7 protein-coding genes are annotated in these 14,117 nt (G+C 36.9%); 3 read left to right on the forward strand and 4 right to left on the reverse strand.

The genetic code is table 11. The annotated features are described in order from the left end of the window. Positions 1-5: 5 nt before the first annotated feature. The 3 genes from sodN to ACM03V_RS04240 all read right to left on the reverse strand — a co-directional run bounded on the left by sodN (position 6) and on the right by ACM03V_RS04240 (position 3,719). The gene (gene sodN / locus ACM03V_RS04230; protein ID WP_414619511.1) at positions 6-479 is read right to left on the reverse strand and encodes a superoxide dismutase, Ni; all 474 of its coding nucleotides are present in this window, start codon (positions 477-479) and stop codon (positions 6-8) included. A 405-nt stretch (positions 480-884) separates the two neighbouring features. After that, positions 885-2,486 (reverse strand): bifunctional pantoate--beta-alanine ligase/(d)CMP kinase, encoded by a 1,602-nt coding sequence (locus ACM03V_RS04235; protein WP_414619512.1) that lies wholly within the window; start codon positions 2,484-2,486, stop codon positions 885-887. Between the two features lie 219 nt (positions 2,487-2,705). Next, positions 2,706-3,719 (reverse strand): septal ring lytic transglycosylase RlpA family protein, encoded by a 1,014-nt coding sequence (locus ACM03V_RS04240; protein ID WP_414619513.1) that lies wholly within the window; start codon positions 3,717-3,719, stop codon positions 2,706-2,708. Positions 3,720-4,929: 1,210 nt separating this feature from the next. Between ACM03V_RS04240 and ACM03V_RS04245 the strand changes: the two genes are divergently transcribed. Continuing rightward, positions 4,930-5,379: a hypothetical protein gene (locus ACM03V_RS04245; protein WP_414619514.1), complete on the forward strand. Its 450-nt coding sequence runs from the start codon at positions 4,930-4,932 to the stop codon at positions 5,377-5,379. Positions 5,380-5,535: 156 nt separating this feature from the next. Here the strand turns inward: ACM03V_RS04245 and ACM03V_RS04250 are convergent, their stop codons facing one another. Beyond that, positions 5,536-6,744, reverse strand: coding sequence for a NupC/NupG family nucleoside CNT transporter (locus ACM03V_RS04250; RefSeq protein ID WP_414619515.1), 1,209 nt, complete (start codon positions 6,742-6,744; stop codon positions 5,536-5,538). A gap of 436 nt (positions 6,745-7,180) precedes the next feature. On the opposite strand from ACM03V_RS04250, the gene ACM03V_RS04255 reads away from it, so the two are divergent. Continuing rightward, complete coding sequence (locus tag ACM03V_RS04255) at positions 7,181-12,463, forward strand: AAA family ATPase (protein WP_414619516.1); 5,283 nt, start codon at positions 7,181-7,183, stop codon at positions 12,461-12,463. A 186-nt stretch (positions 12,464-12,649) separates the two neighbouring features. After that, positions 12,650-14,086, forward strand: a complete 1,437-nt coding sequence (locus tag ACM03V_RS04260; protein WP_414619517.1) for an ATP-binding protein — start codon at positions 12,650-12,652, stop codon at positions 14,084-14,086. The last annotated feature ends 31 nt before the right edge of the window (positions 14,087-14,117 follow it).

Below are 14,117 nucleotides of genomic sequence, written 5' to 3' on the forward strand. Positions count from 1 at the left end.
TCAAATTAGCTAGCTTTGTACCAAGAAACATCACGATCTTTGGTTGCCCAGAACATATTATGGATTTTATGTACGGCTTCCATTAATTCGTTAGCATGGTCTAGATTAACTTCTACTTTACAGGCTGAGCAAAGTTTTGTTGCTTTCCAGAAGGTGTCGTGCAAGTCAGGATACTTTTCGAGGTGTACTGGCTTGAAATAATCTGTCCAAAGAATTAATAAGTCTTCTTTGGTTTTTTGAGCTTGTTCTTCTTTGATCGCAACAAAGCGAGAAAAGGTATTGTTGTAAGCAATCGTCGCTGCTTTGTCACCAGCAGGTGGATGCTCTAAATCCATGAGTTTTTTGGTCATGGAGACTACTGCTTCTGCGGTAATTCTAGCGGAAGAAGGGTCATAGACTCCACAAGGCCCGTCGCAGTGAGCCTGTACCTCTGGTGCGGGGAAATTAGTTTTGAGCTTGGCAGCAATTTTTTTGAACATGATATTTAGAGAGAGCTTGACTTAGGATAGGTAGAAAGTGTAGGGAAGCATTATCTAGTAAGCGAGTAAATATAAGACTTTAGTCAAAAACTCAAGCTTTTACTCAATTATCCCCCCCTACCCCATATAGCTTAGTGCTATTGCGTTACCCAGGCAACCCATCCGAATGGGTAACTCACCCCATTTAAAGATATTTTTTTCTTTTCAACTCTATTAAATATCCAAATGATCTTCTTCTGCCACCACCGTAAGTGCTAACCCCTATATTTTTTTATCTCTAACTGCAATTTAACAACGGGTACACCCCAAAAAGATGACAGAGTTTCTTTCTAATGCCAAAATAGAAAGTGGTCGCCCTAGTTATCCTTTATAGGAAAATAAATGTTAATCGCCCACGGTGGCTATTCATTTCGCGAAGCATTGCTGATAAAGCTTCACAATTCCCGTTGTTACTTCATCAATCGTTAAACCATCGGAAACTACTTCTATGGCATCTGCTGCTTTCATTAACGGTGAAACCAGGCGGGTGCTGTCTTTCCAGTCGCGTTCTTTAATGCTATTTTCTAGTTCTTCAAGACTGACTTCGGGTTGTCCTTGTTTTTTGTAATCTTGTTGACGACGGCGGGCGCGTTCGGAAACGGTTGCAGTTAAGAAGATTTTTACCTCAGCATCGGGAAAAACTTGAGTACCTATATCTCGTCCTTCCGCGACTAAACCGCCTCTTTTACCCCAGCTTTGCTGTTGTTTAACTAACGCGCTTCGCACGGCGCTTTGGGCTGCTATTGCCGATACTTTTGATGTTACTGACTCCGTCCGAATTTTCTTGGTAACGTCATTGCCGTCAATCCAAACCCGCACCGGCGATTTCAAATCCTCGCTGGGAGTTAATTTAATCGAACAACTATTAGCCAACTCGGCGATCGCACATTCATCGTAAGCAGGAATTCCCTTTTGTAATACCAGCCAAGTAACGGCACGGTACATAGCACCTGTATCTAAAAACACTAATCCTAATGTAGCTGCAACTTGACGAGCTACGGTAGATTTACCGGCACCAGCAGGTCCATCAATGGCGATAATCGGTTGGCGATCGCGCAAAATAGTGTTGTCAATCAATCGTGTAGAGCCGAGACGAGCGGCGATCGCAATCATTCCTTCCTCCTTAATTTCATCTAATGGCATTAACGTGTATGGTTCAATCAATTCAATATATTCCACAGATACAGTACTGACCATTGCTATTTCTTTACAAATAGCTTCAATCAGGGTGCTACTTTTACGAACTCCACTGCGAAACGCAGCACGAGCTTTTTGCAAGCCGCGATACAAAACAGCCGCTTGCTGCTTTTGACTAACAGTTAAATACTGATTGCGGGAACTTAAAGCAAGACCATTCGCTTCCCTAACAATTGGGCAAGCGACAATTTCTATGGGAAAATTAAGATCGGCAACTAATCGTTTAACGATCGCTAGTTGCTGACCATCCTTTTGACCAAAGTAAGCCCGGTCTGGCTGCACCAAGTTAAAAAGCTTGGTAACAATTGTAGCCACACCCTGAAAATGTCCTAGCCGAGTATTACCACACAAGCCTGATATCATATCAGATGGTGGAGTAACTTGTGTAACAATTGAATCTTGTATACTCTTCCGAGCAACGTCAATCTCTTCCGGATTTGGTACAAACATAGCATTTACCCCGGCTTCTTCGCAGAATTTTTTGTCCTGCTCCAAAGTACGGGGATAATCTTCATAATCTTCGTTCGGACCAAATTGCAGGGGATTGACAAAAATACTGACTATGACAATGGCATTTTCCTGCCGCGCCCGCTTAATCAAGCTTAAATGACCCTGATGCAAAGCTCCCATAGTCGGAACCAAGCCTACTGCTGTTTGGAGACGAGTTGTCATTTCAAGGGATAGCGGCTCCTCAGAATGCAAAGGCTCGCTTTGCCAACGGAGTTTATCCAAATAGCAGCGTAAAGCTACAACCGTTGTCAACAGGCGCACAAAAAATCCTCTATCTACACTAGCTTTCCCCCGTTAGTGTATATCCGAATTCGGGGAAAGAGAGTAATTAAATAGAGGATTATCAAGATTTTTAACTAATTTGGGGCATGGGAGATGGGGAGAGAGGGGGATGGGGAGACAAGGAGAAGAATAATTTACCCCTAACTCCTAACTCTTAACTCCTAACTATTCCCAACCTTTAACCTTTAACCTAAACTCCTATCTTCCTAAAACTTCAACTCTAACTGGCGCAATACCTCTACCAATCATTCCGATAACTCCGGCTGCACCCTTAGAAAGGTCGATGACACGACCGCGAATGAAGGGGCCTCTATCGTTGATTCTTACTACCACGGAACGCCCGTTACGCATATTGGTAACGCGAACTCTGGTTCCGAAGGGTAGGCTGCGATGGGCTGCTGTCATTCTTGCTGGATTGAATCTTTCACCAGAAGCGGTTTTTCTACCAGCAAAGTAAGCACCGTAAAAGGAAGCTATACCTCTAAAACCTCTTGTTCGTCCTCTTGTAGCAGTTCTTCCTTTTTTTGCATTACCCTTGCTAGAGGCTGTTTCTTGTGCCGCAAGATTTTCTGTTTTAGTTAGCTCTGGAGGTAAGCCAGCAATTGTGTTTAGAGGAGATGCTTTACCTACTAGTCTCCGCAAACGATTGGTTGCTTGCAGCGCATCTTGTCTAAGATTTGTGGTTGCGTCGGGAAGCCTTGTGTCGCCATTAATTTCTACAAGTTCGGAGCCGTCCACTTTGATCGTGTAGCGCTCGGTAAGGGTTTCGGCACCAGACTTAGATTCGGTACTACCGTTCCAGCTTACGGTAATTTTGTTTGCATCAACTTTCTTGTTGACTAAATCGTCGATTTTAGCGGCGACTGTAGTTGCTTTTTCTACAGCATCGCTATAGTTGCTATCAACTGCTACAGCGTTCTTGGGTAGGGCTACTTTATTCTCTGAATTTGCAACAGGAACAGAACTCAAAAAGGTAAAAACAGGAATGTTGCGAATATAGAGAGTTGCTGCCTGACGCTCTGCTAATTTGTGCGCGTAAACCTTAGTAACATCAGCATTCGAGCCGTTAAAAGTTTCCGCTACAGTCTCTTTTTCAGAGCTTTTTTGAGAGGTAATCGAGGCTTCATTTACCGTCTGAGCGCGGCTAATGGATGGTGTTCCAATAACAGTTGAAATTACAGCTACAGCAGCCAACAAAAGTCTTTGATTCATGTGTTTAATACTAAATAAAGTCACTTCAGAACTGAGGCTTGATTGCTCGCGGAACGAATGCACCGCTCGGTCACTATATGTCCCCAAATCTTGTTTACTTTCCCTTCACTTTTTATTTATTAACTGCAACAGATTAACATGAAGTCATTGACTTGGGTATCCGAGTTTTAGCGTAGATTACTCTCAAAATATCAAACATTCAATTTACATTTCAAGGCTAAAAGCTTTACCAATTCTTGATTTAGCCGATGTAACATTTTTGAACAATTACAAAATTTAGTTTTTATAGTTTGGGTTATTTAAAAATCAAATCAATTGGCTATGTTTTGTTGATTATCTGATATTTTATACAATTGCAAGTCTGATTAAAGTATTTAATTGGACATTTTTTTCTGTTCATAAATACTGAGACAATATCTCATTACTTTAGAAATTGATATCATAATCACCGTATGCGTTCAGTTATTATAATCACCCATAAATAAATGCATATTCTGTGTTATAGCCGTTAAACCAGTATGAATACTGAGGCTATTTAAGAAATTGGGCGATACTAAATATTTATACTCAAGTCTAATTCGATACTAATAATTAATTTCAATCTGTTGTAGGCGACACAAGTTAAATAGCAGATAAACTACCGATTTGATTTTATAGATTAATAAATTTGTTACATAGCCTCATGTATAAATAGTAGAGATAATTTTACTTTTGCGGAATGAATATTATGTTATTAAAGAATAACAAACTATGAGATAATACTTGCCATAAATATTTTGTTTGATACAAAGAGTTATCAATATTGTTAATTAAAAAAAAATAACGAAGTGCTATTTGTCAAGGGCGAAACTATTAAATATAGTTATGGTTAATTATTGATAATCTAAGTTTTACTTTTTTACTTTGTTCTAACCCTCTCCGAAATTTTGGAGAGGGTAATTTTATATAGAGACTTTGCCAGAATTGTCAACTATTTCAACTGTTACAACTACACCCGCACTTTGAGTCGCCATTCTATTCACGGCTGAACTATCTACATTCCCATTCCCCAATTCTCTTAACGTAACTATCAATACATTGGCTACAAATTTTATATTGCAAGGAATTCAACAAAAATTATTTGAGTATAATATGACTTGATATCCCGATTAAAGCTTCATAAACTGTAATAGTAATTTAGCTGTAGATATAATTACTTTTGTTAGGTATTTTGCGTAAATTTACTTATTTATTATTCTTATCTAGTTTAATCTGTATAATTAGCTTCTCTTACGTAAGCGAAAAATCGCCAGCTATAGCTTGCAGGCACTGGGGATTTTCTTCTAAAGCTGAAAAATATTACACTCATCCTGAAAAGATAGTAGTAGAACCTTGGAAAGGACAGCATAATGTATATGGTATATTTCAAATTCCAGGCGGCTATCTGAACGATAGAATGTTAAAGATAGAAATACCAGGTAGTAAGACTTACTGCGGTATCCTTGCTTACGGTGGTACTGTTGCAGTTGATGGCGTGTATGCTAAACCTGGACATTACTTAATGAAGGGAATGTTAAATACTCGCTTTGCTATAAAGTTAATTTTGCACGGTAAGCAAGAAGAATTGAAGCAACCGCAAAATTGGAATTTAGGATATACGAAGATTAAGGAGAAGGGTTAGGAGGCGCGGAGTTATAAGATTTTGGATTTTGGATTATGTCCTTACGGACACGCTCCGAAGACTGGATTTTGGATTGAGGAGTTACCAGTTAGCAGTTAGGAGTTAGGAGTTAGGAATTAATTCATATTTTTTACCAATTACCAATTACCCATTACCTCACAACAACATCCCCGCAATGCAAGCCGTCATAAAACAAGCGATCGCACCACCAGTCATTGCTCTAATTCCCATTTGTGCTAAGTCAGCTTGACGATTCGGGGCGATCGCACCAATTCCACCAATTTGAATGCCAATCGAGCCAATATTAGAAAATCCACAGAGGGCGTAAGTAGCAATTATTCGCGCTCTTTCGGAAATTGCAGAGTCGGCGACCATTTTTTGCAAATCTTGATAGGCGATAAATTCGTTTAAAATTGTCTTTTTACCGAGCAATATTCCTACTTGTCCGCAATCTGCCCACGGTACGCCCATCAACCAGGCTACGGGGGCGAGTAGGTAAGAAAATATCAACTCTAACGAAAGTTGTGGTAAACCAATTAACGAACCAGCATAGCCCAAAATTCCGTTTGCTAAAGCCAATAACCCCAAAAAAGCAATCAACATCGCAGCTACATTTAAAGCTAATTTCATCCCTTCACTGGCACCAGTTGCGGCTGCGTCGATCGCATTGGAATAGCAGCTTTCTACTTCGATTTTGACTTTCCCTGCGGTAGGGGATTCTTCGGTTTCGGGGTAAAGTACTTTAGAAATAGCTAAGGCTGCGGGTGCAGACATTACGGAAGCGGCGATTAAATGTTCTGCTGACACTCCAAAGGAAATATATGCAGCCATAACTCCACCTGCGATTGTGGCAAACCCTCCCGTCATAATCGCGTGTAATTCGGAACGAGTCATAGTTGCTACATAGGGTTTGATTAATAACGGAGCTTCAGATTGTCCGACAAAGATATTCGCAGCAGCACTGAGAGATTCGGAACCCGATGTTTTCATGGTTTTCATCATCACTCCGGCGACGATTTGCACGATTCTTTGCAAGATACCGTAGTGGTACAAAATCGTGATGAAAGAAGAGAAAAAGATAATTGTCGGTAGTACTTTGAAAGCGATGTAGTGTTCTTCAAAATTGTCGCCAAACACAAATTTTGCTCCCGCATCGGAATAGTTGAGAAATTGACTGACTACATCACCCAGAAATTTGAATACCATAAAACCGGGTGTAGTTCTCAGAATTAATATTCCGAAAATCAGTTGTAAAGCAATCCCCCATACAACAGGCACCCAACGAATAGCGCGACGGTTAACCGACAAACCATAAGAAATTCCCACAAATGCAAAGATTCCGAGCAAAGATATTAAACGATTCATTAGTTGTTAGTTGTTAGTTGTTAGTTGTTAGTAGGGCATTGGGTAATTGGTAATTGGCAATTGGTAATTGGTAGTGGGAGCGCTCTTTACGAAAAATATTTCTCTCCCCATCCCCCCATCACTAGAGTGTTGACTTTGTGCATTTTGAGGGGGTAAAAAATCATGCAAAAAACGTGTTCGCCCCTCTTCTAGTGCGCCCTCTCCCCCTTCCCCTCTGCCCTTCTCCTGGAGAGGGGTGCCCGCCAGGGCGGGGTGAGGGATTTGTGTTGCGATTATTACCGACATAAAAATTGTATGAATGAAAAACCGAGAAATTCTATCAAAGTCAACAGCCTACCCCATCACCCCATCCCCGAATCTCCGCACCTAACGGTGATAGAAAAACCAACCAACGGGGAACTCTAATATAAGCACTTTATGAAATGAGCATATAAGAATGGTTATTATTACTGGTTATGAGATTCTGGAACAAATTTATGAAAGCCCAAATTCTACGGTTTACCGGGGAAGACGAGAGGAGGATAATCAGCCAGTTATTTTTAAAGTACTTAAGCAAGATTGCTTGAATTCTTTACAGTTGACTATTTATAAGCAGGAGTATGAAATTATTCGCAATCTCGAACATCAGGGAATTATCAAAGCTTATGATTTGCAACACGATAATTTTTTGATGATGATTTTGGAAGATTTTGGGGGAGAGTCGCTGAACAATTTACTCTCTCAAAATAAATTTAATTTGGTGGAATGTTTGGAAATTGCCTGTCAAATTACTGATAGTTTGGCTCAAATTCATGCAGCACAAGTTATTCATAAGGATATCAATCCTAGCAATATAGTTTTTAATCCCGTTACTAAGCAACTGAAAATTATTGATTTTGGAATTTCGACAAGATTGGGAAGCGAACATACTGTTTATAAGAATGCGAATGCAATAGAGGGAACTTTAGCATATATTTCTCCAGAACAAACTGGAAGAATGAATCGTTCTTTAGATTACCGCACGGATTTTTATTCTCTGGGGGTAACTTTATATGAATTATTTACCCGTCAGCTACCTTTTGTTGGTAGTGATGCGATGGAGTTGATTCATTGTCATCTTGCAAAACAACCTGTTTCTCCGGCGCGAATTAATTATAAAATTCCTCGGATGGTTTCAGCGATTGTGATGAAGCTGATGGCAAAAACTGCTGAGGAACGCTATCAAAGTGTTTGGGGGATTAAAGCCGATTTAGAAACTTGTTTGCACCAATTAGAAAGTTACGATTGCATAATTGATTTTGATTTGGGTAAAGAAGATATTTCTAATAAGTTTTATATTCCTCAGAAGCTTTACGGTAGAAAACAAGAAATTTCTACTTTATTAACTGGCTTTGAACGACTTGTAAGCGCAGTTAGTAAAACTGAAATGATTTTGGTAACTGGTTATTCTGGTATTGGTAAATCTGCTTTGGTAAAGGAAATTTATCAACCGATTACTCGTCAGCGTGGTTATTTTGTTTCAGGTAAATTCGATCAGTTTCAACGAAATATTCCTTATTCTGCTGTCGTTAAAGCTTTGAGTGGATTGGTAAAACAGCTTTTAACTGAAAGTGAATTGCAAATACAGCAGTGGAAGCAAAAGCTGTTATCTGCTATTCAACCGAATGCTCAAATTATTATCGATGTAATTCCGGAAATTGAATTAATTATTGGTAAACAACCATCTGTAGAACAATTAGGTGGAAGTGAAGCTCAAAATCGGTTTAATTCGGTTTTTAAAAGCTTTATTCGCGTTTTTTGTCAAGCTGAACATCCTTTAGTATTATTTCTAGATGATTTACAGTGGGCTGATTTGGCTAGTTTACAGCTAATTGAATTGATGATGACGGATGAACAAATGCATCATCTGTTATTGATTGGTGCTTATCGAGATAATGAAGTTGATGCTGCTCATCCGTTAATTATTTTATTAGAAAGGTTAGAGGTTGATGCATCTATTAATGAAATTAATTTAACTCCTCTCAATCTAGATCATATTACTACTTTAATCGCCGATACTTTACATAGAGATATCAATGATGTGAAATCTCTGGCAAAATTAGTTAACGATAAAACTGGTGGTAATCCTTTCTTCGTCAATCAATTTCTCCATAATTTATATTCCGAAAACTTTGTTTATTTCTACACATCACAAGGTGCAGAAAAACCGAGATGGGAATGGGATACTGCTCAAATCGAAGCGATGGATATCACCGATAATGTTGTAGATTTGATGATATCTAAATTAATTAAACTACCTAAATCAACCCAGCAAGTGTTGCGTTTAGCAGCCTGTATCGGCAATCGCTTCACCTTAAATACTTTGGCAATTGTCAGCGAGTTTACTCTAATAGAAGCTTTCCAAAATTTAACAAATGCTATTGAAGAAGGTTTTATATTACCAACTTCTGGTTTCGAGTTTGTTGATAGGAAAATGTTTGATTCGCAGCTTGTTATTTACAATTTTAGATTTTTACACGATAAAGTTCAACAAGCTGCTTATTCACTAATTGCGGAATATGAAAAACAAGCAGTTCATTTACAAATTGGCTGGTTGCTGCATTCTAATTTTTCTCAGCAAGAGAGAATAGATAATATTTTTCAATTGGTAGATCATTTTAATTTAGGTAGAGAATTAATTATTGATGATAACGAAAAATTAGAATTAGTCAAACTGAATTTAACTGCTGCAAAAAAAGCTAAAGATGCGATTGCTTATAGTGCAGCTAAAGAATATTTAACAATTAGCAAGTCGGAATTACCTGCTGATAGCTGGTTGCAATTTTACGAATTAACATTAGATATCTATAAACAGCTTGCTGAAGTTGAATATTTAAACGGTAATTTTGAAAAATCGGAATCTTTAATTAATTTAATTCTTGAAAAAACAAAAACTCCTGTAGAAAAAGCAGATATTCACAATTTTTTGGCTATTCAGTATACAAGTATAGGACAATTCAAAGAAGCTATAGAAGCGAGTAAAAATGGGTTAAAATATCTCGGAGTTGATTTAAACTCAAGCAATTTAGATGAAGCTTTAAAACTAGAATTTATCAAAGCAAATCAGCTTCTGGAAGGTAAAGAGATAGCTTCGTTAATAAATCAACCCGATATGATAATAGCCGATAAAATTGTAGCTATTAGTTTATATACAAATATATATCCAGCTTGCTATTTAACAGATCAAAAACTTTATAGCTTAATTGTGATTAAAGCACTTAATCTATGTTTAGAATACGGTAATTTAGCAGAATCAATCCCAGCTTATAGCAACTATGGAGTTTTATTAGGTTCAATTTGGGGAGAATATCAAAAGGGTTACGAGTTTGGTAAATTAGCTTTAAATATAAGTGAAAAATACCGCAATCTGTCTCAAAAATGTAAAGCCTGTTTCCTTTACGTAACTTTTCAAATAGCCTGGATAAAGCACATAAAATTCACTAATGATATTGCCAAAATAGGATTGAAAGCAGGTATTGAATCTGGCGATATCCAATTTTCTGGTTCTACATTGGCTTGTCAACTATTCAATATTTTACATCAAGGTGTAAGTATTGAAAAATCTCTTAATGAAGCTAATAACAGTTTAATATTTGTCAACAAAAACACAAATCAATTTGCACTAGATACGATTTGGGCTGCGAAACTATGTTTAATGAACCTAAATGGAGAAACAAAAGAATTACTTGATTTTGATAGTTCCGAATTAAGCGAAGCAGAATATCTTGATAACTGCTGGGAACAAAAAAGCTATATGTCTTTGTTTTATTACTATACTTTTAAGTCTTTCATACTGTATCTTTACGATCAACCAGTCGAAGCTTTAGAAATAGTAATTCTTGCTGAAAAATTATTAGAATATGTTGTTGGTATAATTGCCATTGCCGATCAAAACTTCTATCAATCTTTAATTTTAACCGCACTGTATCCCGCTGCAACTTTTGCCGAACAAAAACAATATTGGCATCAATTAGAACGCAATCAAACGCAAATGAAAATTTGGGCAGATAATTGCGAAGCTAACTTTTTACATAAGTATTTAATTATAGAAGCAGAAATGGCGCGAATTTCTGGCAATAAATTAGAAGCAATGGAACTATATGACTTAGCAATTGCTTCTGCAAAGACACATGATTTTATTCAAAATGAAGCTTTAGCGAATGAATTAGCTGCAAGATTTTGGTTGGGAATGAATAAAGAAGATTTCGCTCAATTTTATCTCCGTAAAGCCTATAATGGCTATAAAAACTGGGGTGCTAAATTTAAAGTAGCAGATTTGGAAAGTCAATATTATTTCTGGTTAAATCCCAAACTTCCAAAATCTACGAATTCTCAAACAACTATAAATCAAAATTCTACAACTACTAATTCCGCAGATTCATTAGATATCGATACTGTTTTCAAAGTCTCCCAAACTATTTCTAACGAAATTTTGTTAGCGGAATTAATTGATAAGTTGATGAAAACAGTAATTGAAAATGCCGGAGCGCAAACAGGATGTTTAATTTTTATCAGTAACGGAGAATTAATTATTGGAGCGGTAATTAATACTGAAGGAAAATTAGAAGCACAAAATTCTCTTCCTCTTACAGCTTTTAAAAATTTACCAATTTCAGTAATTAATTACGTTGCTAGAAGCCATACCGATGTTTTACTCGATGAAGCGAATAAAAAGAGTGAATTTGCTGATGATGACTATTTTATCAAGCAACAACCCAAATCTGTTTTATGCATTCCGATTCTGCATCAAGGTAAATTAATTGCTATTCTTTACCTTGAAAATAATCTCACCGCCGCAGCTTTCCCTCCACAACGCTTGCAATTACTCAAACTTATTTGTTCTCAAGCAGCTATTTCGATTAAAAATGCTACTCTTTACAATACTTTAGAACAAAAAGTAAAAGAGCGAACTAAGCAACTTTCTCAAGCTTTAGAAAACTTACAAGCTACTCAAAAACAACTTGTAGAATCCGAGAAAATGGCTGCATTAGGTAGTCTTGTTGCGGGAGTTGCTCACGAAATCAATACTCCAGTAGGTACCAGTATCACCGCTGCTTCTACTTTAAAACATGAAACCACTACTTTTAACAACGATGTCTTAGATGGAAAATTAAAACGTTCATCTTTAAATAACTATCTTGAAGTAGCTAGCGAAAGCACCGACTTAATTTTAAATAACCTCAATCGAGCTTCCGACTTGATTCAAAGTTTCAAGCAAGTCGCTGTTGATTCTTCCCATTTAGAAAAACGCGAATTTGCTATCAAACCGTATATCGAAGAAATTTTAAATAGTCTTGCACCCAAATTCAAACATACCGCTCTTACTTTGACGGTAGAAGGTGAAAATAATATCAAACTAGATACTTATCCCGGTGCTATAGCGCAAATTGTTACGAATTTGGTGATGAATTCCTTAAATCACGCTTACCCATCGGGAGAAAAAGGGCAGCTACTTTTTAAAATTAACCAGCAACAAGATAAAGTCACAATTGAATACAGCGATAATGGTTGCGGTATCCCCTTAGAAAATTTAACCAAAATCTTTGAACCTTTCTTTACCACAGCTAGAAACCAAGGTGGTACCGGATTGGGGTTGCATATAGTCTATAACCTAGTTACTCAAAAACTTCAAGGCAAAATTGATGTTAAAAGTGAGGTGAATTTGGGAACAATATTTATAATCGCATTGCCTCTGTGTTGATTCAAAGGGAACAGGAAATAGGGAAATTCTACAATAAATTAGGTTTGTTTATGCTTTTCAAGAATGAATGATAATTACATAAACAATCAATAGCTTGTAATAAATCAGTACTTCTTCTGTTGCCCGTTGCCTGTTTCCCGTTTCCTACCTGCACAAGTAATTTTATTAAATAACTCAAATTTATATATGACAGTCAATACCAATCTAAATTTTTCTGAAACAGACGATGATATTTTAGTATTCGAGGATGAAAAAACCGATGAGATTGCGGTAGATACATCTTTGGAAGAAGCTTGGAAAATTATTATTGTGGATGATGAACCCACAGTACATCAAGTTACTAAATTAGCTTTAAAAAATTTGATTTTTGATGGTAAACCTTTAACTTTCTTTTCTGCTGATTCCAGTCAAGCAGCTAAAGAATTAATTGTGGCTCATCCCGATACCGCTTTAATTCTACTTGACGTGGTGATGGATACGAATGATGCAGGTTTACAAGTAGTTAAATATATTCGCGAAGAATTAAACAATAAACGAGTAAGAATTATTTTACGCACCGGGCAACCGGGAGAAGCACCGGAAGAATCGGTAATTATTAATTATGATATCAACGATTACAAACTTAAAGTTGAACTTACCAGACAAAAGTTAGTTACTACAACTATTGCTGCTTTACGTTCCTATCGCGATTTTACCATTATTGAAGAACAATCGATAAAATTACGATTAGCCTTAGAAACTTTGCAAAATACCCAACTTCAATTAGTGCAAAGTGAAAAAATGTCCGCGCTAGGTAATTTACTTGCAGGAATAGCACACGAAATTAATAATCCAATTGGGTTTGTTGCTGGTAATTTAAAAATGGCGAAAGAATATGTAAGCGATTTATTCGGATTAATTGAAATATATCAAAAATATTATCCAAATCCAGAGCCAGAAATTGAGGAACAAATCGAAGAAATAGATTTAGAATATTTGCGAGATGATTTACCCAAGCTATTTAACTCTTTAGAAATAGGTTCCGAACGAATTCGTAATATTAGTACGAGTTTGCGTACTTTTTCTAGAGGAGATACCGAGCATCAAACACTATTTAATATTCACGAAGGTATTGATAGCACGTTATTAATTTTGAGACATCGTTTAAAAGCGAATCAGTCACACCCTGCAATTAGAGTATTTAAAAACTATGCCGATTTACCTTTAATTAATTGCTATTCGGGACAACTCAATCAAGTCTTTATGAATTTACTCGCTAACGCTATTGATGCTTTAGAAGAATCTAATGCAGGGAAAAGGTTTGAGGATATTGAACAAAATCTAAACCAGATTGAAATTACCACAAGTATAACAGCAGACAAAAAATCTGTAGTAATTAAAATCGCCGATAACGGTTTAGGAATTCCCGAAGAAGTTCAACAGAGAATTTTTGAGAATTTATTTACAACTAAAGCAGTAGGAAAAGGAACGGGTTTGGGTTTATCAATTGCCCGTCAAATCATTGTAGATAAACATAAAGGCAGTTTAAATGTTAATTCGCAAATAGGTAAGGGAACGGAATTTGTGATTGAAATTCCAGTTCATTCAGTGAGCAGTGAGCAGCTAATTGTTAATAGTCAATAATTTAAAAGTTTCGTTTACGATAAATTTATAT

This window comes from Calothrix sp. CCY 0018 (assembly GCF_963920925.1).
In the GTDB taxonomy this organism is placed as follows: domain Bacteria; phylum Cyanobacteriota; class Cyanobacteriia; order Cyanobacteriales; family Nostocaceae; genus Rivularia.

Coding starts and splice junctions, on each gene's coding strand:
- sodN (WP_414619511.1), bottom strand. CDS start 479: ATGTTCAAAAAAATTGCTGCCAAGCTCAAAACTAATTTCCCCGCACCA.
- ACM03V_RS04260 (WP_414619517.1), top strand. CDS start 12,650: ATGACAGTCAATACCAATCTAAATTTTTCTGAAACAGACGATGATATT.
- ACM03V_RS04240 (WP_414619513.1), bottom strand. CDS start 3,719: ATGAATCAAAGACTTTTGTTGGCTGCTGTAGCTGTAATTTCAACTGTT.
- ACM03V_RS04250 (WP_414619515.1), bottom strand. CDS start 6,744: ATGAATCGTTTAATATCTTTGCTCGGAATCTTTGCATTTGTGGGAATT.
- ACM03V_RS04255 (WP_414619516.1), top strand. CDS start 7,181: ATGGTTATTATTACTGGTTATGAGATTCTGGAACAAATTTATGAAAGC.